Below are 23754 nucleotides of genomic sequence, written 5' to 3'. Positions count from 1 at the left end.
GTGTAATTTTGTTTGGGAATAGAAGTTAGACATTTGTTCACCTCTATCGTACACGAGCAATGTTACAAACAAATAAGTGCTCTTATGCACGAGGAGGCTATTATATAATGGAACATGGAACAGTTAAATGGTTTAATGCTGAAAAAGGATTTGGCTTCATTTCACGTGAAGACGGAAGCGACGTATTCGTTCACTTCTCAGCAATTCAAGGCGACGGATTCAAAACATTAGAAGAAGGCCAAGCTGTAACTTTTGATGTAGAAGATTCAGATCGTGGACCACAAGCTACAAACGTTGAGAAAGCTTAATTCACTCAATATTCAAAAGGCGGTAACTACAATTCATGTGGTTACTGTCTTTTTTTAGGTGAATATGTGGGAATAAGAGAAAAAACAAGTTACTTTTTTAGACAAAGAAAAACACCGCTACTTTCTTCATTATTAAAATGAAGGGAATAGAAGTGTTTTTTCGTTTATTCTCACTTATTTTGTGGGAGTAAGTTGCTAGTTATTCGCCCATATCGGGAGTCATAATCATTGGTAAAATCATTGGATGTCTTTCTGTTCGATCAAATAAGAAAGGTTGTAATGCACTAGTCATTGCTTCTTTTAATTTATGTTCTGAGCAATCAGGTGCGTTCAAACATTCTCGTAAGGCGTGGAATAAAATTCGCTGTGCCTCGTTGATCATTTCACCAGATTCACGCATATAAACAAAGCCGCGTGATAAGATATCTGGTCCAGCCAAGATTTCTTTTTTCTTGATGTCAACTGTAGCGACAGCTAACACAAGTCCTTCTTGAGATAAGGTGTGGCGATCACGCAAGACAACATTACCGATGTCACCAATTCCGCTACCATCAATATAGACATCGCCAGAAATAAAGTGACCGGCTGGTCGAGCAGAGTCCGCAGTTAATGCTAAGACATCCCCGTTTTCCATAATAAAGCAGTTTTCAGCAGGAACACCTACATCTTGTGCTAAGGAAGCATGGATTTTTAACATTCGAAATTCACCGTGAACGGGAATGAAATATTTTGGTTTCATTAAACGCAACATCAATTTTTGTTCTTCTTGGCCACCATGACCAGAAGTATGGATGTTGTTGATTTTTCCGTGAATAACTTCAGCACCAGCTTCAGATAACAAATTAATCAAGTGATTAACACTTGTTGTATTTCCTGGAATTGGTGAGCTTGAAAAAATCACAGTATCATCTGGTTGGATTTGAATTTGACGGTGAGTTCCATTAGCGATACGACTAAGAGCTGCCATTGGTTCACCTTGAGAACCAGTACATAAAATCATTGTTTCATTTGCAGGCAAACGATTAATCTCATGAGCATCGACAAATGTACCATCAGGAACATTGATGTAGCCTAGACGTTGTCCATTAACGATTGCATTTTCCATGCTTCGACCAAAGACTGCAATTTTTCGACCCGTTGCGACTGCTGCATCTGCGGCTTGCTGTAAACGGAAGATGTTTGAAGCAAAGCTGGCAAAAATAATGCGTCCTTCGATTTTTTCAAAGATTTTTAAAATGGATAAGCCAATGGTTTTTTCTGACTTTGTAAAGGTTGGAATTTCAGCGTTCGTACTATCGGATAGTAAACATAGAACACCTTCTTCTCCGATACGTGCCATTTTGTGTAAGTTAGCTGGTTCGCCAACGGGTGTGAAATCAAATTTGAAGTCACCTGTTGCAACGATGTTTCCAGATGGCGTTTTAACTACAACACCTAAAGCATCTGGAATACTATGAGTTGTACGGAAAAAGCTAACTGATGTTTTTCTAAAACGAATAATCGTATCTTCATTGATTTCGTGAAGCTCAGCATCACGAAGCAAGCCATGTTCATCCAATTTATTTGTAATCAAGGCTAATGCAAGAGGTCCAGCATAAATAGGAATGTTTGCTTGTTTCAAAAGATAAGGAATACCGCCGATATGATCTTCATGGCCATGAGTGATCACAAGAGCTTTCACCTTGTGCAAGTTTTGAACGATGTAGCTGTAGTCAGGAATCACATAGTCAATTCCAAGTAAATCATCTTCTGGGAATTTAATTCCAGCATCAATGATGATAATTTCATCTTGAAATTGTACCCCATACGTGTTTTTCCCAATTTCACCTAATCCACCAATTGCAAAGACACCTGTCTCATTATTTTTGATGGAAAGTTTCATCTTAAAACTCCACTAAAGTAAATTGAACGTTCTCTTTTTCGTATTCTAGGTGATTTCCTTCTAGAAGTTGAACGAACTCGATATTGTATGGGGTATTTTCTTCAACGCGTTGACGTGCTTCGACATCATCTTTCGCGTCAATGTAAAGCACTTGTGTTTCTTCCCGTTTAGGGTTACGGATTTTTGATTCTTGATAGTAAACTTTGTAAATCATTTATTTTGTCTCCTTTATCTGCATACGCAGGAATTTAGCTAGTTGATTTTTTAGACAACACAAAACGAGTGGGCAAGCCACCTGAATTTTGATATGCTTTGACTCAAATTAATTATTTGAATCAAAGAGACAAGCCTCGCTTTGCTTGTTCTGTTCGGAATTTTCTTCAACCGTACCTTTGTATAAAAAATTATACAATAATTACTTGTTATTCTAGCACAAATTGGGGAATAAGTATAGAAATCAACAGCAGAGTCCTAAAAAATCTTGAGGATTTATTTCCAGTAATTTTTTGAACGTGAAGTGTTCTAATAAGGTTTTTAGTGTGCTATCATGGGATTTAATGGCAAAAAAATGAAATTTTTAAAAGGGAGATGAGAAAGTGAAGTTAATGTGGCACTACACAATGAGGTACAAGAAATTCTTACTTTTGAATTTTATTTGTGTATTTGGTTTTATCCTCATTGAATTAGGTTTACCAACGATTTTGGCACGAATGATTGACTTTGGGATATTACAAGATGATTTTGATTACGTCAAACAACAAGGGATTGTCATGATTGTAATCACCGTTATCGGAATTATTTTAAATATTCTTTTAGGCTATTTTGGTTCAAGAATCACGACGAATATTGTTGCAGATATTCGTGATGATTTATTTGAAAAAATTCAAAGTTATTCGCATCAAGAGTATGAAAATTTAGGTGTTTCTTCTCTGATTACGCGTACGACGAATGATGCGTATCAGATTATGTTGTTTTTACAAAACATTTTGCGAATTGGTTTTATGACACCGATGATGTTTGCAGTCAGTCTATATATGGTTGTTCGGACAAGTGCGATATTAGGGTTGTATGTAGTCGGCGCACTCCCTTTCTTATTACTCGCAGTGATAGCGATTGCGAAAGTTTCTGAACCATTATCCAAAAAGCAACAAAAGAATTTAGATAAAATCAACAGTATACTAAGAGAAAATTTATCTGGTCTGCGTGTTATCCGCGCTTTTGTGAATGAAAAATTCGAAGAAAAACGTTTTGGCGAAGTCAATGAAAATTATGCATCAAGCTCAAAAAGTTTATTTCGTTTGATGGCAGTAGCACAACCAGGTTTTTACTTCCTGTTTAATATTGTAATGGTCTTGATTATTTGGAGCGGGACACTACAAATTGATGCTGGGTCACTAAAAGTAGGGGACTTGATTGCATTTATCGAATATATTTTCCACGCGCTCTTCTCGTTCATGCTTTTTGCAAGTGTCTTTATGATGTATCCACGGGCAGCTGTTTCTGCTTCGCGTATCCAAGAAGCTTTAGATGCTCAACCTGAGATTTCAGAAAATCCTGAAGGTGTTTCGGAAACGAAAACGAAAGGATTTGTTGAATTTAAGAATGTAACATTTGCTTACCCTGGTCATGCACAAGAACCAGTCATTCGTAATGTAAGTTTTACCGCTTCACCAGGTGAGACGGTTGCATTTATCGGAAGTACGGGGAGTGGCAAGTCAACCTTGATCCAGCTGATCCCGCGATTTTATGACGTGAGTGAAGGCGAAGTTCTGATTGACGGGGTAGATGTGCGAGACTATCGTTTAAGCACTTTACGTGACAAGATTGGTTTTATTCCGCAAAAAGCCTTGTTGTTTACTGGAACAATCGCAGAAAATCTCCGTTACGGAAAAGAAGATGCGACAGATGAAGAAATGAAAGAAGCAGCAGATATTGCACAAGCCACTGACTTTATTTCTCGTAAACCAGATGGATTCAATGAACATCTTTCAGAGGGAGGCGCAAACTTTTCTGGTGGACAAAAGCAACGGTTAGCCATTGCCCGCGCAATTATCCGCCGACCAGAAATTTACATTTTTGACGATAGTTTCTCTGCTTTGGATTACCAAACAGACGCGAAACTTCGTGCTCGCTTGAAGAAAGAAACAACGGAATCCACTGTTTTGATTGTGGCGCAACGTGTCGGAACGATTATGCACGCAGATAAAATTGTTGTGTTGAACGAAGGGGAAGTTGTTGGAATGGGTACGCACCGTGAATTACTGGAAAATTGCCCAATCTATTACGATATTGCTGCCTCTCAACTATCGAAGGAGGAATTAGCATGAAACAAACATTTTCTTCTTTAAAAAGACTGGCACATTATATTAATCCTTATAAAGCAACATTTATGCTAGTTCTTTTATTTACGGTCTTAACGGTTGCGTTCAATGCGGCTCTTCCTTATGTAACGGGGCTACCAACAACGGAAATCAGCCGAAATTTAGCAAACAATGAACCAATCAACTTTTCTTATATTATTCAATGTCTGATTTGGATCACGATTGTCGGGATCGGTTACTGTGTTTCGCAATTGTTATCAGGTGTGCTGATGACGAATGTGGTGCAAAGTGCGATGCAAGATTTACGTCGTGATATTGAAGAAAAGATCAATCGTTTGCCCGTATCTTATTTTGATAAAAACCAACAAGGTAATATTTTATCTCGGGTAACCAATGATGTGGATGCTGTGAGTGGTGCATTACAGCAAGCTTTTATCGGAATTGTCAATGCTGTACTTGCGATTGCAATGGCTGCAGTGATGATGTTTTATATCCAACCAATCATGGCACTTATCTCAATGATCATGATTCCAGCTTCCATTTGGATTTCTAAAAAAATCGTGAATGTTTCGCAAAAAGATTTCCAAAACATGCAAAATTCACTTGGTGATTTGAACGGATATGTCCAAGAAAATATGACAGGATTTACTGTTTTAAAAGTTTATGGACGTGAAAAACAAACATTAGATGGTTTTAAAGCTGTCAATCATCAACTAAAATACTTTGGGTTTAAAGCGGCCTTTATTTCTGGTTTAATGATGCCATTAGTTCAATTGACTGCTTATGCAACGTATATTGGTATGGCTGTTATGGGAAGTTTTTATGTTATTACTGGTGTAATCGTTGTGGGGCAACTTCAAGCGTTTATTCAATACATTTGGCAAATCAGTCAACCAATGGGGAATATCACTCAACTTTCTTCTGTATTGCAAAGTGCTTCTGCAGCAACAAAACGCGTATTCGAAATTCTTGATGAGCCAGAAGAACCATTAAATGAAGTTGATGCGATTTTACCTGAGGTTGTTGAAGGTGCAGTCAAGTTTGAACATGTTGACTTTGCATACGATCCAAGTAAGCCGTTGATTCAAGACTTGAATTTTGAAGTCAAAGCAGGACAGATGGTTGCTGTAGTTGGACCAACTGGTGCAGGGAAAACGACCTTGATTAATTTATTGATGCGCTTTTATGATGTGAATAGCGGTGCGATCAAAATTGACGGTATTGACACAAAATCCTTGAGTCGAAGTGATGTCCGTTCATTATTTGGAATGGTGTTGCAAGATGCTTGGTTATATGAAGGAACCATTGCGGATAATATTCGCTTTGGGAAATTAGATGCTACTGATTATGAAGTCGTTGATGCAGCGAAAACAGCGAATGTCGATCACTTTATTCGTACAATGCCAGACGGTTATGAAATGGAAATCAATGCTGAAGGTGACAATGTTTCTCTTGGACAGAAGCAGTTATTAACAATTGCCCGTGCTGTGATTTCTGATCCTAAGATTTTGATTTTGGATGAGGCAACAAGTTCAGTTGACACACGTCTTGAAGCTTTGATTCAAAAGGCAATGGATCGTGTCATGAAAGGGCGCACGAGCTTTGTGATTGCGCACCGATTGTCGACGATTCGTGATGCGGATTTGATTTTAGTAATGGATCAAGGATCAATTATCGAAAAAGGAACACATGAAAGTTTGCTTGCGCAAGGTGGTTTTTATGAGAAACTTTATAACAGCCAATTTGCAGAAGAAGTCGAGTAGTAGTGTTAACTTGTTAAATGAGACATTATTTTTCGATGCGAAATTTTTGTTTTTCCAAAAACTTGGTGATACAGTTAAAGTATCAAGAAGAAACGGAGATGGAAATAATGGAACAATTCCTAAACAAACAAATTGCTGAAGCAAAAAAAGAAATCGACCGTTTGACAACACGCCGAGAAGAAGAACTAGGCAATTCAATCAATTTTATCGAAAACGAAGTACAAATTGAACGTTTATTAGCACAAGTTGAAGCTTATGAAGCTGTTTTAGAACAACTATAAGATTCAAACGAAGTTTAAGGTTGTAACATGAAGTCGGTGGACTTTTGTTGCAACCTTTTTTCGTCTAGTTTTTCTAGTATTCACTGAAAAGTATTGCTATACTTTGAACAAATAACGAGTGAAGGAGGGGGACAAATGGAGAAACTCTTTATTGCACCAAATGCAACAGTAGTCGGTGATGTTACTTTAGCAAAGGATGTAACGATTTGGTATCAAGCCGTTTTGCGAGGAGATAGTAACTGGATTAAGGTAGGACAAGGAACCAATATTCAAGATGGAACAATCATCCATGTGGATCATGATGCGCCGACAGAAATTGCAGAAAATGTTACTGTTGGTCATCAATGTATGCTCCATGGGTGTAAAATAGAAAAAGGTGCGTTGATTGGAATGGGTTCAACAATTCTAAACCATGCTCAAATCGGAGAGAATAGTTTGATTGGGGCAGGATCTTTGGTAACCGAGGGCAAAGTGATTCCACCAAATGTTTTGGCATTTGGACGACCAGCTAGAGTGATCCGTCCGTTAACGGAGGAAGAAATTCAAAAAAATCAAGCAAATATCCAACACTATATTGAGTTAGGGCAAGAATATTTAGCAGGCAAATATTAAATGAAAAGGTTGTGGTTCCAAGCGGTCAGCTTCGAAAAAATAAAGAGCAACTGACAAAAATAGCTGTTCATGTTTTTAGACAGTTATGAATTATATTGAGGAGTTGCTTGGGGAACACCGTGGATAAAGTTGTGGTGCAAAATGCTGAGCTCTGACAATCTAGCGAGCAGGGATTAAAAATAGCATTTTATATTTTGAAGTAAATGCAAGCTATCAAGTTATATTGAGGAGTTGTTTTCGGAACACTGTTTATTCGTAAAAAAAGTTTGAGGCAAAATATCCTAAATAGAAAAACCGCCTAAAGTTCGTTTCCAAAAACGAACTTTAGGCGGTTTTAAAATTGAAAAAGGTGTTACGGAAGACTTGGTTTTCTAGTTTTGTCCCAGTCTTTTTATGCTTATTTTAAAGCAGAATTGTTTTCCATTACTTCGTCGATCAAGCCATAATCTTTTGCTTGTTGAGCAGTCATATAGTTGTCACGATCAGTATCTTTTTCGATGACTTCAAGTGGTTGACCTGTGCGTTCAGCCAAGATTTTATTTAAGCGTTCACGGGTTTGTAAAATATGGCGAGCAGCGATTTCAATCTCAGTTGCTTGGCCTTGCGCGCCACCAAGTGGTTGGTGAATCATGATTTCTGCGTTTGGTAAAGCAAAACGTTTCCCTTTTGTACCAGCAGTTAGTAAGAAGCTACCCATTGAAGCAGCCATCCCCATAACGATTGTTTGAACATCTGCTTTGACAAAGTTCATTGTGTCATAAATAGCCATACCTGCTGTCACAGATCCACCTGGAGAGTTGATGTAAAGATAAATATCTTTTTCAGAGTCTTGTGCATCAAGGAAAAGCAATTGTGCAATGATTGAATTTGCAAGATCATCTGTTACTTGGCCACTCAACATGATGATGCGGTCTTTTAATAGGCGAGAATAAATATCGTAGGCTCTTTCACCACGAGATGATTGTTCGATAACTGTAGGAATTAAATTCATTCTAAATTTCCTCCTTAAAATTCTTTCAAAGTTAGTGTAACATAAAGTATTCTTAATACCTAAGAAGAAGTATACCTTTTTGGTCAACAAAGGTCAAATGAAAAAACTTCGATAAATTAATCGAAGAAAGTCATCTTTATGTTATGATAAAAAGAGAATAGAAACAAGGGGGAGCAGTAGATTTGGAAGTGGGAATCATAGGATTTATTGGCGTTCTTTTGGGTGCGTTGGTTGTCTATCTTGGCATGGCAATCCAGATGCGTCATTTAGAAAATAAAGAAACACGTCGACGTGAACTAGAACTAAAGGTCAAAGAAATTGAAACGTTGAATCAATTGAATAAGAAGGTTAATGAGATTTTGCAAAAACGTTCGACTTTAATGGAAGAGTACGTCAGCTTTGATGCATTTGATGACTGTTACATCACGATTGATGACTTTGCTTATTTGCAATCATATGCGACACAAAACAATTTTTATTTACCTAATTACATTTTAGATGAATTATTCAAAACAATCGCTCATCGAAAAGTAATTCTTTCACCTGATGAAACGATGAAAGTAGGCGGGTACGCGTACAAAGGTGGTCGTGTCATTTTAGAAAACTTTAGCGATAATTTGACTGAGATGATTAACGAGAAAAAATTGCAATTAAAAAATCTGACGAAACAACCAATTGGCTTCTTTTCAAAAGACGACGTGTGGAGCTAACTAGCAAATCAACTAGCAATAGAACCGTGACGAGAGTCAGGGTTCTTTTTTGTTTTTGCGCAATGAATGTTTTTTAGTAACAAATTTACTCGTGAGCTTTTAAAGTAAGAAATCCAAAAAATGCGTAGCTATCTAAAAACAGGGAAAGTTCTTTGAACTGCTTATGTACTTGTTCAACTAGCTCAGTGCTTGAGCTGAAACTTCTTCCATATGTTACAATAGTACTCGATTGGAGTGAATGAATATGGTACAGATTTACGCACATCGTGGAAGTAGCGGAACACATCCTGAAAATACTTTGCCAGCATTTGCTGAAGCAGTTCGTGTTGGTTCAGATGGAATCGAGTTAGACGTTCATCTTAGTGCAGATGGCCAAATAGTTGTGATGCATGATGAGGAAGTCGATCGGACAACGAATGGTAAAGGATTGCTTCGCGAAAAAACGTTGGAAGAAATCAAAAAGTTGAACGCCGGTAGTTGGTTTAGCAAAGATTTTTCTGCGGCAAAAGTGCCAACGTTAAAAGAGGTACTGAACCTTTTGCTCCAAAAAAATTATCGCGGTGTATTAATGATTGAATTAAAGACAGACAAGTATGAGTATCCTCAAATCGAGGAAAAAGTGTCTGCTTTGTTGCAACAGTCTTGGCCGTTTGAACATGGGTATTGCAGTTTTAACCTGGCTTCTTTGGAGCGCATGGCGAAACTAGAACCCGATGTTCAATTAGATGTTTTGACAGGGACTTCAAAAAATAAAATCATGTATGCAAAGGAAAACAAATTTATCGAAGGCGTTCATCCTAAGAAAACTTGGTTGCAAGAACAGCCCGAACAATTAGGAATCTTTGACAAGCCTATTCGACCGTGGACAATCAATACAGAAGAAGAAATCAATTGGTGCTATGGACTTGGAGTGACAGGAATCATTACCGATTATCCAGAGAGAGCCATTCGCCTGAAACAATTTATGAAAAAGTAGGATGTTTATGGAAAAAGTATTAGTAATTGTTGGCCCAACGGCTGTTGGTAAAACAGCTTTGAGCATTGAATTAGCAAAAAAATTTAATGGAGAAATTATTAGCGGTGATTCTTTGCAAGTGTACCGAAAACTAGACATTGGAACAGCCAAGGTCACCTCAGAAGAAATGGCGGGCGTGCCACATCATTTAATTGATGTGATTGAGCCGACACAACGCTACTCAGCTGCTGATTTTCAGCGGTCTGCTAGACAATTGATTGCTGAAATCACGGCTCGAGGTCATTTGCCAATTATTGCAGGTGGTACGGGGTTATATATTCAGTCTTTACTTTATGATTATCAATTAGGCGCTGCAGACAAACAGCAAGAGGAAACAAAAATAGTTCGCCAAAAATACGAAGCATTTGCTGACGAGTATGGAAACGAAGCTTTATGGACGATGCTTAAGGAAAAAGATCCAGAAGCAGCAGAAAAAATCCATTGGAACAATCAACGAAAAGTTGTCCGGGCACTGGAAGTTTTAGAAATGACAGGCTTCAGTATTACTGCTCCCAAAGAACAGCCAAAACAATTCTATGATTATTACATGATTGGTTTGGATACGAACCGAGAAAAGCTTTACGAGCGAATCAATTTACGCGTGGATTTGATGCTAAAAGCTGGTTTGGAAGAGGAGGCACGTTTTGTTTATCAATTAGGTGACACACAAGCGAGTCAAGGAATTGGTTATAAAGAATTTTTCCCTTATTTTAATGGACAGAATTCTTTAGAAGAAGTCGCAGAACAAATCAAACAGAATTCCAGACGTTATGCAAAACGACAACTCACTTGGTTTAGAAATCGACTAACTGCCCAGTGGTTTGATTTGGTGGAGCAACCCGAAAAACAGCAAGTAATTGAAACGAAAATTCAAAAATGGCTGGAGGAATCACAATGATTGAAGAGAAAGAAAAAGTGGTGATCGTCGGGGTCGAAACGGAAAAAAATCAATCTTATTTTGCAGAATCAATGAAAGAATTGATTCAATTAACGAAAACCGCGGCGGGAGAAGTGGTTTTTTCGCTTACACAAAAAAGACCACAAGTTGATCGCCAAACATTGATTGGTAAAGGTAAATTAGAAGAATTAATCCAGCAAGCAACTGCTTATGAAGCTGATTTGATTATTTTTAACCACGAGCTAACGCCACGACAAAGCCAAATCATTTCGGATGCCGTAGGATTGCCGGTGATCGACCGAGTACAATTGATTTTAGATATTTTTGCGATGCGTGCGCGTTCAAGAGAAGGTAAATTGCAAGTTGAGTTGGCACAACTTGAATATTTGTTGCCGCGATTGGTGGGACAAGGGAAGACTTTATCTCGTTTAGGCGGGGGAATTGGGACAAGAGGACCTGGGGAAACAAAACTGGAAACGGATCGTCGGCATATTCGCAACAAAATCTATGCAGTCAAACGTGAACTGAAAGAAGTTGAGGCACATCGTGAGCGCAATCGACAACAACGAAAAAACAATGAGATTTTTCAAATTGGTCTAATTGGTTACACGAATGCTGGTAAATCAACGATTTTAAATCTGTTGACCCAAGCAGATACGTATTCAAAAGATCAGTTATTTGCAACACTTGATCCATTGACAAAAAAATGGCATTTTCCTGAAGGGTTTGAAGTAACGATGACGGATACTGTTGGTTTTATTCAAGATTTGCCAACACAACTGATTGATGCGTTCCATTCAACGTTAGAAGAAAGCCAAAACATGGATTTACTTCTACATGTCGTAGATGCTAGCGCGCCTGAACGAATTTTACAGGAACAAACGGTTTTGAAATTAATGGATGAACTTGAAATGAAAGATGTACCAATCTTGACTGTTTATAATAAAGCAGACCAAGTCAATCGTGGAGCTTTCACACCAACTTTATTTCCTAATCGTTTAATTTCAGCCAAAAGTGAATCGGGAAAACAAGAATTAACACGAGCAATCAAGCGAGAAATCATGGAACTACTAACCCCCTATACGCTTTTCTTACCAAGTGAGGCAGGGCAACAGTTAAGTGAAATCAAGCGGCAAACCTTGGTGTTAAGTGAGGAATTTATCGAAGAAAAGAATAGCTATGAAGTCAGAGGCTTTGCTAAAAGTACTTCGAAATGGATAAGGAGAATGACAGATGAGTTGGACAGCTGAGTTAGCGCCTGAACTAGTTGAAAAAATAGATGAAGTGGATCAAAAGATTGCTAAGCGATTAGCGGAGGTTCGAGAAGTAGCATTGACGAATCAAGCAAAAGTATTAACAGCGTTTCGAGAGCAACAAGTATCAGAAACTCACTTTTTACCATCAACTGGTTATGGAAATGACGATTTAGGGCGTGACGTTCTGGAAGCTGTGTATGCTCAAGTTTTCGGGGCGGAAGCTGCACTTGTTCGTCCACAAATTGTTTCGGGGACACATGCAATTGCGACAGCCCTTTTTGGTGTATTGCGCCCTGGGGATGATTTGCTTTATATTACAGGAACTCCATATGATACTTTATTAGAAGTCATCGGTGTTGCCGGAAACGGGATTGGTTCGTTTAAAGAGTACGGGATTGGCTACGATCATGTTGACTTGCAAACAAATGGAAAAGTAGACTTTGAACAAGTTAAAAAGAAGATGACAAGCAAAACAAAAGTGGTTGCGATTCAACGTTCACGAGGTTATGCTACACGTCCATCCTTTACGATTGAAAAAATAAAAGAAATGTGTACATTTGTGCATGAAATTGATCCAAATGTGGTCATTTTCGTTGATAATTGTTATGGAGAATTTGCTGAACTAATGGAACCCACTCAAATTGGTGCGGATCTCATTGCTGGGTCATTAATCAAGAATCCTGGTGGTGGAATTGCGAAAACGGGTGGTTACATTGCTGGAAAGAAAGAGTTTGTTGAGCGTGCGGCTTATCGTTTGACTACACCAGGCGTTGGTGCAGAAGGGGGCGCAATGTTAGGGAATGTTTATGATATGCTGCAAGGATTTTTCCTAGCGCCACATGTAGTTAGTCAAGCGATTCAAGGTGCAGTATTTACGGCAGCTTTATTAGAGAGTTATCAACTACGTTCGACACCACGTTGGGATGAGCCACGAACGGATTTGATTCAATTAGTTGAAATGGAAAATGCGGAAGCGATGGTCACGTTTTGCCAAGCAATCCAAAAGTTTTCACCAATTGATTCATTTGTTGCGCCGATTCCTTCTTATATGGCTGGATATGAAGATGATATTATTATGGCAGCAGGTACTTTTGTCCAAGGTGCGAGTATTGAACTAAGTGCAGACGGTCCTTTGAGAGAGCCCTATGCTCTTTATATTCAAGGTGGCTTGACCTTTGAACATGTAAAAATTGCGGTTTCTCACGCATTGAATGCTGTTTACCATCAATAAATAATCAATCTATCTATGAGCTTTTTCTAGCAAAGAAAGAGCTCATTTTTTTGTACGGAAAAATTTTTTATCTTTCATGTTAGAAAACCTAACATGAATCGTTGACAATTAAAAAATAAATTGGTACACTTTTCTCAACTTAGAAAACGAAAGGGGACATCTGATGGGAGAAAAGGAATTACGACGCTCAATGTCAGTTTTTCCAATTGGTACAGTTATGAAGTTGACTGATCTAACTGCGAGACAGATTCGTTATTATGAGGAGCAAGAGCTTGTTCATCCTGAACGTAGCGAAGGAAATCGTCGTATGTATTCGTTGAATGATATTGATACATTGTTGGAAATCAAAGATTATCTTTCGGATGGTCTGAATATGGCAGGAATCAAACGTGTCTATGAAATGGCGCAGGCGAAGAAAAAAGAAGCCAAGAAAAAACGACCATTGACCGATCATGATGTCCGTCAAATCTTTCGTGATGAAATGTTATCACAAGGTGGGCTAAGTAAAACTGGGCACTATCAGTCGCAAGGAATGCAACATCAATTCTATGACTGAATAAAATAAAAAAATAAAAATGAAAGAGAAAGAGGGATACCATGGTAAAGAAACAAATAACTGGCGAAGAAATCAAACGAATTATTGAGGAAGAAAACGTACGTTTTTTACGTTTAATGTTCACAGATATTTTAGGAACAATCAAAAATGTTGAAGTTCCAGTAAGTCAAATTGACAAGGTTTTAGAAAATAAAATGATGTTTGATGGTTCTTCAATCGAAGGATTTGTTCGAATTGAAGAAAGCGATATGTATTTGTATCCAGATCTTTCAACTTGGATGATTTTCCCATGGGAGAGTGCGCATGGAAAAGTTGCACGTTTAATTTGTGATATTTACAACCCAAATGGAACACCGTTTGCTGGCGACCCTCGTGGAAACTTAAAACGTGCGTTGTCAGACATGAGAGAACTTGGTTTTACCTCTTTCAACTTAGGCCCAGAACCTGAATTCTTCTTATTTAAACTTGATGAGGATGGCGGAATTACTACGACATTAAATGACAAGGGCGGTTACTTTGATTTTGCCCCAACAGATTTAGGGGAAAATTGTCGTCGTGATATCGTTTTAGAATTGGAGAGTTTAGGATTTGAAGTCGAAGCTTCTCACCATGAAGTTGCGCCAGGACAACATGAAATTGATTTTAAATATGCAGATGTAGTAGATGCTTGTGATAACATTCAAACGTTCAAGTTGGTTGTCAAAACAATTGCTAGAAAACATGGCCTACATGCAACCTTTATGCCAAAACCATTATATGGAATCAATGGATCAGGAATGCATTGTAATATGTCCTTGTTCAATGAAGACGGCAACGCTTTTTATGATAAAGATGGCGAATTAGAATTAAGTCAAACCGCTTATCATTTCTTAGGTGGGTTGTTGCATCATGCGCGTGCTTACACAGCTGTTTGCAATCCAACAGTGAACTCATACAAACGTTTAGTTCCTGGATATGAAGCACCTGTTTACGTTGCATGGAGTGGGCATAATCGTTCACCATTAGTTCGAGTTCCTGAATCACGTGGCGTATCCACTCGTTTAGAATTACGTTCAGTTGATCCATCTGCAAATCCTTACTTGGCAATGGCCGTATTATTGCAAGCTGGTTTAGATGGTATCCGTCGTGAATTAACACCGCCAGATGCGGTTGACCGTAATATTTATGTGATGAATGAAGAAGAACGTGAAGCAGCGCAAATTCAAGATTTACCTTCAACGATTCACAACGCAATTAAAGAATTGCGTAAAGATGAAGTGATGATCGATGCACTAGGTCAACACATCTTCTCAAACTTTGTTGAAGCGAAACGTTTGGAATGGGCAGCTTTCCGTCAAACAGTTTCTGAGTGGGAAAGAGAACAATATTTAGAACTTTATTAAGTCAAAAAAGTAGTAAACACAGAGGCAATCTTTTGTCTCTGTGTTTTTTTCATCCATTATGTTTTGTTTCCCACAGGTTTATTTTCCCATGATATAATAAGAAAAAACAATTGTTGAAGTACTCTAACTGAAGTTTTGCTATGGACGAGTAGTGCGATTACGAAATCTTGAATTTTTTTGCGAGGTTTTAGAGCTATGTTGTTTAGAATGCTTCCAAAACTACGTATATCAATATGTAACAATGAACGATGTTTTAGAGCTATGTTGTTTAGAATGCTTCCAAAACAAAAATGAAAGAGGTACTAAAATGATTATTGTTTTAGAGCTATGTTGTTTAGAATGCTTCCAAAACGTGTTCCGGCTGGGAACGTCACCTGTGAACGTTTTAGAGCTATGTTGTTTAGAATGCTTCCAAAACGTAGTATTCAAAAGCTCTTTCCCAATTTTCGTTTTAGAGCTATGTTGTTTAGAATGCTTCCAAAACAGATGTTGTATTAGATAATTGTATGGGTAGGTTTTAGAGCTACGTTGTTTAGAATACTTCCAACACCAACAAATTTTTTTGAAATCGCAATCATCAAATTGATGTCTTGACTTTCAATTCTGGAGCTTGTATTATACTCCTTGGGCACCCTTTTAAAGGGTCAGAAGTTTACAGAAATTTCAGCTCCCTATTCTTGTTAGAAGAATAGGGAGCTTTCTTTATTTTTTCTGGGACTTTTCCTGCAGATAAAACAAGAAGGAGTTTTTGAATTTATGACAAAATACATTTTTGTAACTGGCGGCGTTGTATCTTCGATTGGTAAAGGGATCGTAGCAGCTTCATTGGGTCGCTTGTTGAAAAATCGTGGCCTAAAGGTAACTATCCAAAAATTTGATCCGTATATCAATGTTGACCCAGGAACAATGAGTCCTTATCAACATGGAGAAGTATTTGTAACAGATGATGGTGCGGAAACAGACTTAGACTTAGGACACTATGAACGTTTTATCGACATCAATTTGAACAAATACTCCAATGTTACCACAGGAAAAATCTATTCTGAAGTATTGCGTAAAGAACGTAAAGGGGAATACTTAGGAGCAACTGTCCAAGTGATTCCACATATCACAAATGAAATCAAAGAAAAGATCATGCGTGCCGCAAAATTAACAGACTCTGATGTCATCATCACCGAAGTTGGCGGAACAGTGGGTGATATCGAATCATTACCATTCTTGGAGGCTTTGCGTCAAATGAAAGCTGATGTTGGTGCAGATAACGTAATGTACGTGCATACAACATTGATTCCTTATTTAAAAGCTGCTGGTGAAATGAAAACAAAACCAACACAACACAGTGTGAAAGAATTACGTGGCTTGGGAATCCAACCAAATATTTTAGTCGTTCGTACGGAACAACCTGTTTCACAAAACGTAAAAAATAAATTAGCACAATTTTGTGACGTTGAACCAGAAGCCGTGATTGAATCACCGGATGTGGATACATTATATTCCATTCCATTATTGCTACAAAAACAAGGGATGGACCGAATTGTTTGCGAACACTTGAAACTTGAAACACCAGAAGCAGACATGACGGAATGGAAAGAATTAGAAGAACGTGTCTTGAACTTGAAGAAAAAAGTCCGTATTGCTTTAGTTGGTAAATATGTTGAGTTACCTGATGCTTATATCTCAGTAGTAGAAGCTTTGAAACATTCAGGCTTTGCTTATGATGCAGATATTGAATTGGATTGGGTCAAAGCACAAGAATTAACGGAAGAAAATGTCGCAGAACGTTTGAAAGATGCTGACGGAATTTTGGTTCCTGGTGGATTTGGTGATCGAGGCGTTGAAGGTAAAATTGAAGCAATTCGTTTTGCCAGAGAAAATGATATTCCATTTTTAGGTATTTGTTTAGGTATGCAAATGGCTTGTGTTGAATTTGCACGCAATGTAGTGGGTCTTCCTGACGCAGCTTCAGCTGAAACAAATCCTGATGCTCAAAATAATATTATTGATTTGATGGCTGACCAAGAAAATGTTGAAAACCTTGGTGGCACACTTCGTTTGGGCTTATATCCATGTAAAATCAAAAAAGGAACGAAAACAGCAACAGCATACGAAGAGGCAGATGTCGTTCAAGAACGTCACCGTCATCGTTATGAATTCAACAACCAATACCGTGAAATGTTTGAAGAACAAGGATTGGTTTTCTCTGGTGTTTCACCAGACAATCGCTTGGTTGAAATCGTTGAAATTCCTGAAAAGAAATTCTTTGTTGGTTGTCAATTCCATCCAGAGTTGATTTCACGACCAAATCGTCCACAAAAATTAATCAAAGCATTTGTTGGTGCTTCGCTAGCAGATCGCGAAGCAAAATAAGAAATAGGTCAAACAGAGTAGTTTTCATAAACTGCTCTGTTTTTTTGCGGGAAGAGTCAAAAGCAGGAATTAAGTGAAATAAATGCGGGTTTATGAAAAAAGAATGATTTTTTCTATTTGTTTTTTTGTTATTAAATGAGAAGAAGAAACATAATAAAACAGTATTTTTATCTAATTGTGGTTCGTTATTGTGTTTCTTTTTTACAAAAAACTTGTTGAAAATTTTCATTTTCAATGATTTTAGTAGAAAAGTACCACAATGTTTGGTAAAATAAGGTCGTTGGTTAAGAATTGTCTTAACAAATTTAGTTTTTACAAAACTTAGGAGGAATTTTATTATGCCAGTAGTATCAGGAGCTGAATTTTTAAAAGCTGCTCGTAAAGGCGGTTACGCTGTCGGCGGATTCAACACAAACAACTTAGAATGGACTCAAGCTATTCTTGAAGCAGCTGAAGCTAAAAAAGCACCAGTACTTATCCAAACTTCAATGGGTGCAGCTAAATACATGGGTGGTTACAAAGTATGTAAAGATTTAATCACTGATTTAGTTGAAGCAATGAACATCACTGTTCCAGTTGCTATCCACTTAGACCATGGTGACTACGATGCAGCTTTAGAATGTATCGAAATCGGCTATACTTCAGTTATGTTCGATGGTTCTCATTTACCATTCGAAGAAAACTTGAAATTAGCTAAAGACGTTGTTGAAAGAGCTCACGCTAAAGGAATCTCTGTAGAATGTGAAGTTGGTTCAATCGGCGGAGAAGAAGACGGAATCATCGGTAACGGCGAATTAGCTGACATTGAAGAATGTAAACAAATGGTTGCTACAGGTATCGACTACTTAGCATGTGGTATCGGTAACATCCACGGTCAATACCCAGAAAACTGGAACGGATTAGCATTTGATCACTTACAAGCAATTGCTGATGCTGTAGGTCCAGACATGCCTTTAGTATTACACGGCGGATCAGGTATTCCTCAAGACCAAATCGAAAAAGCTATCTCAATGGGTATTTCAAAAGTTAATGTTAATACTGAATTCCAATTATCATTTGCTGCTGCTACTCGTGAATACATCGAAGCTGGTAAAGACCGCGAAGGTAAAGGATTTGACCCTCGTAAATTATTAGCACCAGGTAAAGCTGCAATCGTTAAAGATGCAGAATCTCATATTGACTGGTTCGGTTCAGCAAACAAAGCTTAATTTGCTTCCTTTGTTGACTGATGAAAAGGGTGGGACAAAACGGATTCGTTTTGTCTCACTTTTTTTGTTTACTAAAGATTTTCGTTTCTCTAAATTAAAAAAGAAGAGGTTGCTGACATGCACAACATGGAAGATGACGAGTTAATCTTAATTGAAGCCTCATTGATTTAATGGCGAAATAAAACGAGGCTTACATAAACATTTTTGTTCCTTTGTTCCTGAATTGTTTAACAAAAAATCTGAAAAATCTTATCGTGAACTATTTAAAAAATTATTCCTTACTTGATTTGCTAGCTATTATGAGTTATTTTGTTCTAGAATAAGCTTTGTAACCGTTTTTTCGCTACTTGAAAAAATAGAAATAAGTGAGAAAATTTGAATTTAGTTGCAACTAGGGGGAGAACAAATGAGTTTTTTTGGTAATATTGATTTTAATGCTTTGTCTGATACCGACCAAGCAATTTATCATTATATGAGTAGCAATGTGGATAAAGTTCCGTATATGCGCGTACGAGACATTGCACAAGAATCGCATACCTCGGCATCTTCCGTGATGCGTTTGATTCGTAAGCTAGGTTATGAAAGTTATACTGAATTTCGCAGTCAGTTTAGTACGAGTGTGGTAGAAGGAGAAGATTTTAACGCGGCTTTGACAATTTTGAGTCGGGATAGTTTTCGTAAAGATATTGAAAGTAAATTAAATCAAGTTGTGGAGAAAATCCAATATTGTGAGAATATCGTCTTTTTTGGTATGGGAGCATCAGGGGCGATTTGTGAGTATGCGGCACGTCGTTTTGCTTTGATGGGGTACAATAGTTATCCATTAATTGATCCGACTTATCCAATTAAATCGAAACTGCAAAATACGAGTGACAATGTGCTAGTGACCTTATCCGTTTCAGGAATGACAAATGAGGTGGTCGAAGTAGTGAATGGTTTCCGAAATCAAGACGATTGTTTGACGATTGCCATTACTTCAGATATCAATTCGACCTTGAGTCGAATGTCTGATTATGTGCTAGACTATCATGTGGATGTTCGCCGAGTAAAAAAACATGAAGATTTAACAAGTCAGATACCTTGTATTTTTTTGATTGAACAACTCGCGGATCGACTTCAACAACGCGACTAAAAAGATTATTACTTTTAGGTACATGGCGTTTTGGAAAACACTATTTTGGTACAGAATGTACCATGATGGTGTTTTTTTCTATTTACTGGATTTCATGCCAGAGTTTTGTACAGGCATTGAGTAAGTCAGATTTCCTAACTATACTAAGGGCATTAACTAATTGAGGTGACCAATAATGGCAAATAAATTTCCAAAAGATTTTTTATGGGGTGGCGCAGTAGCAGCTCATCAAATTGAAGGTGCTTGGAATGCTGACGGCAAAGGAATCAGTATTGCTGACGTAATGACAGCTGGTGCAAATGGGGTTGCACGAGAAATTACGAAAGGTGTGATCCCTGGTAAAAATTATCCCAACCATGAAGCAATCGACTTCTATCATCGTTACAAAGAAGATATTGCTTTGTTTAAAGAATTAGGCTTAAACGTGTTTCGAACATCAATCAACTGGGCAAGAATTTTTCCGAATGGAGATGAGGAAGAGCCAAATGAAGCAGGTTTGCAATTCTATGATAATTTATTTGATGAATTATTGAGAAATGGGATTGAACCGGTGATTACTTTATCACATTTTGAAATTCCTTATCATTTACATGAAGCATACGGTGGATTCAAAAACAAAAAGTTGATTGATTTCTTCGTTCATTACGCTGAAACAGTCATGACACGCTATCAGAAAAAAGTGAAATATTGGATGACCTTTAACGAAATCAATAATCAGGCAGACGGACAACATGAGCTACACACTTGGACCAATTCTGCCATGCTTTTTCAGGCGGGTGAAAATAAAGAAGAATTGACTTTTCAAGCAGGTTTAAATGAGTTGATTGCCAGTGCAAAAGTCGTTCGACTAGGACATAAAATCAATCCTGAGTTTCAAATTGGTTGCATGATGGCGTACGTACCAGTTTATCCATATTCTTGTAATCCAGAAGATTTAATGGCATCCGTCAAAGTAATGGATCGTCGCTTCTTTTATTCTGATATTCATGCTCGTGGTGTTATTCCTACTTATGCCAAAAAATATTGGGAAGAAAAAGGGTATCAAATCGAAATTACCGAAGACGAAACACAAGCTTTGAAAGAAGGAACAGTTGATTATATTGGTTTCAGTTATTATATGTCTGGTGCAGTAACGACTTTACCAGAGATTTCAGGGGAAAACATCACTGATTTTCCAGGTGCAAAAGTCGTTCGAAATCCTTATGTTCAAGCAAGTGATTGGGGTTGGCAAATTGATCCAGTCGGGTTGCGTTATACCTTGAATGTTGTCTATGAACGTTATAATCTACCTCTTTTTATTGTTGAAAATGGCTTTGGTGCCTACGACCGATTAGAAGATGGGCAAGTCCATGATACCTATCGGATTGACTATTTGCAAAAACACATTGAGCAAATGAATCTGGCTGTACATGTTGATGGTGTTGATTTGCTGGGCTATACACCTTGGGGGATCATTGATTTAGTTAGCTTTGGTTCCGGTGAAATGGAAAAACGCTACGGCATGATTTATGTTGATAAAGATAATGAAGGCAAGGGAAGTTTGGTTCGTTTGAAAAAAGATTCCTTTGCTTGGTATCAAAAATTGATTCAAGAAAATCAATAGCCTAAAGGAGCACATCATGGAAATTCGTGAACTAAAAAAAGTAATGGACAAGTTAAGTCTAGCTGAAAAAATTGGGCAATTAGCTCAAGTAACGCCTAATTTTTTTGGAAATCAAGGAGAAATTACTGGCCCAATGTCAGAGTGGTCAATGGGGATGGATCAGCTTTATCAAGTAGGATCTGTTTTAGGTACCCACCGAGGAACGGAAGTCAGAAAAATTCAAGAAGATTATTTAGCGCACAGTCAACATCAGATTCCTTTAATGTTTATGGCAGATGTTATTCATGGTTATGAAACGATTTTTCCGATTCCATTAGCGCTAGCTAGTAGTTTTGATCCTGAATTGATTGAAAAAGTAGCAAAGGCATCTGCCGCAGAAGCTGCCAGTGAGGGTATTCAAGTAACTTTTTCTCCGATGGCAGACTATGTCAAAGATCCTCGTTGGGGACGCGTATTAGAAAGTAATGGTGAAGACCCTAGACTTTCTCGCGCATTAACAGAAGCGTATGTCAAAGGCTATCAAGGAACAAATTTAGCAACAGAATCACATCGTGTAGCGGCTTGTGTGAAGCACTTTGTTGGTTACGGAGCTGCCGAGGGTGGTCGTGATTATAATACGGTAGATTTTTCTGATGTTGAGTTGTACCAAAACTATCTGCCTGCTTTTGAAGGAGCAATTGCGAATGGCGTAAAAATGGTTATGACGTCATTCAATAGTTTACATGGGGTACCAGTAACGGGAAATCGAAAGCTGATTAAAGGCATTTTGCGAGATGAATTGGGTTTTGACGGTGCCGTAATTTCAGATTGGGCAGCAATTGCTGAGTTGATGAATCACCGCGTAGCTGAAAACCCACGTGAAGCAGCAAAAAAAGCCTTCGAGGCAACCGTTGATATCGATATGATGACAGATTGCTATTTAAATGAGCTTGCAGAAATGATTGAAACAAAAGAGCAATTAAAAAAATTAGATGAAGCAGTTTGGCGTATCTTGACTTTGAAGAATGAGTTAGGCTTATTTGAAAATCCGTATCGTGGGCTGGACGTGACGGTTGATTTATCTGAACTCCAAGAATTAAGTTATCAAGCAGCTCTTAATTCTGCTGTACTTTTGAAAAATAATGCTGTTCTACCTTTAGAATCAACAGAAAAAATTTTATTGATCGGTACGAAAGCAACAACACAAGACGTACTTGGAGCATGGTCATGGATTGGCGATTCGAAAAAAGCCATTTCACTTGCTAGTGGGCTAAAACAGCAATTTTCTGAAGTCCAGCTTATTTCAGTGACTGACCAACTTGACAAAAAAGCAATTGAGCAAGCAATCCAAGTCGCTGATAAAGTTATCATCGCAGTTGGGGAGAAAAGCGAAGAAGCGGGCGAAGCTGCAAGTCGCGCAGAATTAAAATTAAAAGCGATCGAACTCGAATTGATTGATTTATTAGCGACAGATGAGATTGAAAAGATTTTAGTGACCTTTAGTGGACGGCCATTAGTTCTGACAGATGTCGTTGAGAAAGTAGATGCTATTGTTTCTGCTTGGTTTTTAGGTAGCCAAACAGGAGATGCTTTAGCGATGCTTTTGAGTGGTGCAGAAAATTTTACGGCACACTTACCGATGAGTTTTCCTCGTAGTGTTGGGCAACTGCCTTATTCTTATCAAGAGATGTCGACTGGACGGCCACAAACAAAAGAAAACTATCATGAAAAATATATTTCACGCTATATGGATGAAGAAAATCATCCATTGTACTGTTTCGGTCATGGATTGTCTTATAGCGAGTTTCAATATAAAAATTTTTCCCTCTCAAGTGATACGCTAACGAAAGAGGAAGAGTTGACAGTGAGTTTTGAAGTGAGGAATAACTCCAAGATTAAAGGGTGGGCGTTACCACAACTTTATTTCCAAGATGAGGTTACCAAAGTTATTCGACCAAAAATCGAACTTTTGAAGTGGACAAAAGTTGAACTAGCTGCAGGCGAAACAAAGAAAGTCGAGTTTGTAGTTTCGCCAGCTGAATTGGCCTATAGTCATATAGATTTAAAAAAGACGATTGAATCGGGCGGATTTCGTTTATTTTTAGGGGAAAGTGTAGCGAATATTGTGGCAGAAAGCCGATTTCTCCTAACATAATTTTCTTAGTGGTACAGCTTGTGCCACTATGACTTTTTTTTCAAAAGTGGGAAACGAAAACCATTAAGAGGACAAGTTATTGTTTTTGAAAACGTTTTTATTTA

At 37.9% G+C, this 23754-nt stretch carries 20 protein-coding genes and 1 CRISPR repeat array; of the genes, 17 read left to right on the top strand and 3 right to left on the bottom strand.

What is annotated here, in order from left to right; all coding sequences use genetic code 11:
* Positions 1-107: 107 nt before the first annotated feature.
* Complete coding sequence (locus tag IGJ93_RS09460; protein WP_067480248.1) at positions 108-308, top strand: cold-shock protein; 201 nt, start codon at positions 108-110, stop codon at positions 306-308.
* A 199-nt stretch (positions 309-507) separates the two neighbouring features.
* On the opposite strand, the gene rnjA is transcribed toward IGJ93_RS09460, so the two are convergent.
* Together rnjA and IGJ93_RS09450 are read right to left on the bottom strand one after the other, a co-directional pair.
* On the bottom strand, positions 508-2190 hold the full coding sequence (gene rnjA, locus IGJ93_RS09455) for a ribonuclease J1 (protein WP_067480251.1): 1683 nt from the start codon (positions 2188-2190) through the stop codon (positions 508-510).
* A gap of 1 nt (position 2191) precedes the next feature.
* Positions 2192-2404 (bottom strand): DNA-directed RNA polymerase subunit epsilon, encoded by a 213-nt coding sequence (locus tag IGJ93_RS09450; protein ID WP_067480254.1) that lies wholly within the window; start codon positions 2402-2404, stop codon positions 2192-2194.
* A gap of 382 nt (positions 2405-2786) precedes the next feature.
* On the opposite strand from IGJ93_RS09450, the gene efrA reads away from it, so the two are divergent.
* The 4 genes from efrA to IGJ93_RS09430 all read left to right on the top strand — a co-directional run bounded on the left by efrA (position 2787) and on the right by IGJ93_RS09430 (position 7167).
* Positions 2787-4517, top strand: a complete 1731-nt coding sequence (efrA, locus tag IGJ93_RS09445; RefSeq protein WP_067480257.1) for a multidrug efflux ABC transporter subunit EfrA — start codon at positions 2787-2789, stop codon at positions 4515-4517.
* The gene (gene efrB / locus IGJ93_RS09440) at positions 4514-6274 is read left to right on the top strand and encodes a multidrug efflux ABC transporter subunit EfrB (RefSeq protein ID WP_067480260.1); all 1761 of its coding nucleotides are present in this window, start codon (positions 4514-4516) and stop codon (positions 6272-6274) included. The genes efrA and efrB overlap by 4 nt, the downstream gene beginning before the upstream one ends.
* A 107-nt stretch (positions 6275-6381) precedes the next feature.
* Positions 6382-6555 carry a hypothetical protein gene (locus IGJ93_RS09435; RefSeq protein ID WP_370629887.1) on the top strand — a complete coding sequence of 58 codons (174 nt, stop codon included), beginning with the start codon at positions 6382-6384 and terminating at the stop codon, positions 6553-6555.
* Positions 6556-6690: 135 nt separating this feature from the next.
* On the top strand, positions 6691-7167 hold the full coding sequence (locus IGJ93_RS09430) for a gamma carbonic anhydrase family protein (RefSeq protein ID WP_071869274.1): 477 nt from the start codon (positions 6691-6693) through the stop codon (positions 7165-7167).
* 397 nt (positions 7168-7564) lie between these two features.
* Here IGJ93_RS09430 and clpP read toward each other — a convergent pair whose 3' ends face one another.
* Entirely contained in the window at positions 7565-8158 is a 594-nt protein-coding gene (gene clpP / locus IGJ93_RS09425; protein ID WP_067480270.1) for an ATP-dependent Clp endopeptidase proteolytic subunit ClpP, read from the bottom strand.
* Between the two features lie 182 nt (positions 8159-8340).
* Between clpP and IGJ93_RS09420 the strand changes: the two genes are divergently transcribed.
* The 12 genes from IGJ93_RS09420 to IGJ93_RS09365 all read left to right on the top strand — a co-directional run bounded on the left by IGJ93_RS09420 (position 8341) and on the right by IGJ93_RS09365 (position 23650).
* Positions 8341-8868 carry a hypothetical protein gene (locus IGJ93_RS09420; RefSeq protein WP_071869273.1) on the top strand — a complete coding sequence of 176 codons (528 nt, stop codon included), beginning with the start codon at positions 8341-8343 and terminating at the stop codon, positions 8866-8868.
* A gap of 244 nt (positions 8869-9112) precedes the next feature.
* Entirely contained in the window at positions 9113-9844 is a 732-nt protein-coding gene (locus IGJ93_RS09415; RefSeq protein WP_067480276.1) for a glycerophosphodiester phosphodiesterase, read from the top strand.
* A gap of 7 nt (positions 9845-9851) precedes the next feature.
* Positions 9852-10781 carry a tRNA (adenosine(37)-N6)-dimethylallyltransferase MiaA gene (gene miaA, locus IGJ93_RS09410; protein WP_067480279.1) on the top strand — a complete coding sequence of 310 codons (930 nt, stop codon included), beginning with the start codon at positions 9852-9854 and terminating at the stop codon, positions 10779-10781.
* Positions 10778-12031, top strand: coding sequence for a GTPase HflX (gene hflX, locus IGJ93_RS09405; RefSeq protein WP_067480282.1), 1254 nt, complete (start codon positions 10778-10780; stop codon positions 12029-12031). The genes miaA and hflX overlap by 4 nt, the downstream gene beginning before the upstream one ends.
* The gene (locus IGJ93_RS09400; RefSeq protein ID WP_086270768.1) at positions 12015-13268 is read left to right on the top strand and encodes an aminotransferase class I/II-fold pyridoxal phosphate-dependent enzyme; all 1254 of its coding nucleotides are present in this window, start codon (positions 12015-12017) and stop codon (positions 13266-13268) included. Before hflX ends, IGJ93_RS09400 begins: the two co-directional genes overlap by 17 nt.
* 163 nt (positions 13269-13431) lie before the next feature.
* The gene (locus IGJ93_RS09395) at positions 13432-13824 is read left to right on the top strand and encodes a MerR family transcriptional regulator (RefSeq protein WP_067480287.1); all 393 of its coding nucleotides are present in this window, start codon (positions 13432-13434) and stop codon (positions 13822-13824) included.
* Positions 13825-13865: 41 nt separating this feature from the next.
* Positions 13866-15206, top strand: a complete 1341-nt coding sequence (gene glnA / locus IGJ93_RS09390) for a type I glutamate--ammonia ligase (protein ID WP_067480290.1) — start codon at positions 13866-13868, stop codon at positions 15204-15206.
* 184 nt (positions 15207-15390) lie between these two features.
* Positions 15391-15756: direct repeats of the CRISPR family, unit length 36 nt; unit sequence GTTTTAGAGCTATGTTGTTTAGAATGCTTCCAAAAC.
* A gap of 206 nt (positions 15757-15962) precedes the next feature.
* The gene (locus IGJ93_RS09385) at positions 15963-17573 is read left to right on the top strand and encodes a CTP synthase (RefSeq protein ID WP_067480293.1); all 1611 of its coding nucleotides are present in this window, start codon (positions 15963-15965) and stop codon (positions 17571-17573) included.
* 338 nt (positions 17574-17911) lie between these two features.
* A complete protein-coding gene (locus IGJ93_RS09380) occupies positions 17912-18781 on the top strand; it encodes a class II fructose-bisphosphate aldolase (protein ID WP_067480296.1) in 870 nt (289 codons plus the stop codon).
* A gap of 406 nt (positions 18782-19187) precedes the next feature.
* A complete protein-coding gene (locus IGJ93_RS09375) occupies positions 19188-19913 on the top strand; it encodes a MurR/RpiR family transcriptional regulator (protein ID WP_071869271.1) in 726 nt (241 codons plus the stop codon).
* A 175-nt stretch (positions 19914-20088) separates the two neighbouring features.
* The gene (locus IGJ93_RS09370; RefSeq protein WP_284591110.1) at positions 20089-21516 is read left to right on the top strand and encodes a 6-phospho-beta-glucosidase; all 1428 of its coding nucleotides are present in this window, start codon (positions 20089-20091) and stop codon (positions 21514-21516) included.
* A 16-nt stretch (positions 21517-21532) separates the two neighbouring features.
* Entirely contained in the window at positions 21533-23650 is a 2118-nt protein-coding gene (locus IGJ93_RS09365) for a glycoside hydrolase family 3 N-terminal domain-containing protein (RefSeq protein WP_284591111.1), read from the top strand.
* The last annotated feature ends 104 nt before the right edge of the window (positions 23651-23754 follow it).

This window comes from Enterococcus sp. DIV0174, from assembly GCF_050529065.1.
In the GTDB taxonomy this organism is placed as follows: Bacteria; Bacillota; Bacilli; order Lactobacillales; family Enterococcaceae; genus Enterococcus_B; species Enterococcus_B thailandicus.
This window is presented reverse-complemented; position numbering and strand designations above follow the sequence as displayed.

What these genes read in the sequence shown, in the direction of transcription:
- IGJ93_RS09460 (WP_067480248.1), top strand. Translation starts at nt 108, where the DNA reads ATGGAACATGGAACAGTTAAATGGTTTAATGCTGAAAAAGGATTTGGC.
- rnjA (WP_067480251.1), bottom strand. Translation starts at nt 2,190, where the DNA reads ATGAAACTTTCCATCAAAAATAATGAGACAGGTGTCTTTGCAATTGGT.
- IGJ93_RS09450 (WP_067480254.1), bottom strand. Translation starts at nt 2,404, where the DNA reads ATGATTTACAAAGTTTACTATCAAGAATCAAAAATCCGTAACCCTAAA.
- efrB (WP_067480260.1), top strand. Translation starts at nt 4,514, where the DNA reads ATGAAACAAACATTTTCTTCTTTAAAAAGACTGGCACATTATATTAAT.
- IGJ93_RS09435 (WP_370629887.1), top strand. Translation starts at nt 6,382, where the DNA reads ATGGAACAATTCCTAAACAAACAAATTGCTGAAGCAAAAAAAGAAATC.
- IGJ93_RS09430 (WP_071869274.1), top strand. Translation starts at nt 6,691, where the DNA reads ATGGAGAAACTCTTTATTGCACCAAATGCAACAGTAGTCGGTGATGTT.
- clpP (WP_067480270.1), bottom strand. Translation starts at nt 8,158, where the DNA reads ATGAATTTAATTCCTACAGTTATCGAACAATCATCTCGTGGTGAAAGA.
- IGJ93_RS09415 (WP_067480276.1), top strand. Translation starts at nt 9,113, where the DNA reads ATGGTACAGATTTACGCACATCGTGGAAGTAGCGGAACACATCCTGAA.
- miaA (WP_067480279.1), top strand. Translation starts at nt 9,852, where the DNA reads ATGGAAAAAGTATTAGTAATTGTTGGCCCAACGGCTGTTGGTAAAACA.
- hflX (WP_067480282.1), top strand. Translation starts at nt 10,778, where the DNA reads ATGATTGAAGAGAAAGAAAAAGTGGTGATCGTCGGGGTCGAAACGGAA.
- IGJ93_RS09400 (WP_086270768.1), top strand. Translation starts at nt 12,015, where the DNA reads ATGAGTTGGACAGCTGAGTTAGCGCCTGAACTAGTTGAAAAAATAGAT.
- IGJ93_RS09395 (WP_067480287.1), top strand. Translation starts at nt 13,432, where the DNA reads ATGGGAGAAAAGGAATTACGACGCTCAATGTCAGTTTTTCCAATTGGT.
- glnA (WP_067480290.1), top strand. Translation starts at nt 13,866, where the DNA reads ATGGTAAAGAAACAAATAACTGGCGAAGAAATCAAACGAATTATTGAG.
- IGJ93_RS09385 (WP_067480293.1), top strand. Translation starts at nt 15,963, where the DNA reads ATGACAAAATACATTTTTGTAACTGGCGGCGTTGTATCTTCGATTGGT.
- IGJ93_RS09380 (WP_067480296.1), top strand. Translation starts at nt 17,912, where the DNA reads ATGCCAGTAGTATCAGGAGCTGAATTTTTAAAAGCTGCTCGTAAAGGC.
- IGJ93_RS09375 (WP_071869271.1), top strand. Translation starts at nt 19,188, where the DNA reads ATGAGTTTTTTTGGTAATATTGATTTTAATGCTTTGTCTGATACCGAC.
- IGJ93_RS09370 (WP_284591110.1), top strand. Translation starts at nt 20,089, where the DNA reads ATGGCAAATAAATTTCCAAAAGATTTTTTATGGGGTGGCGCAGTAGCA.
- IGJ93_RS09365 (WP_284591111.1), top strand. Translation starts at nt 21,533, where the DNA reads ATGGAAATTCGTGAACTAAAAAAAGTAATGGACAAGTTAAGTCTAGCT.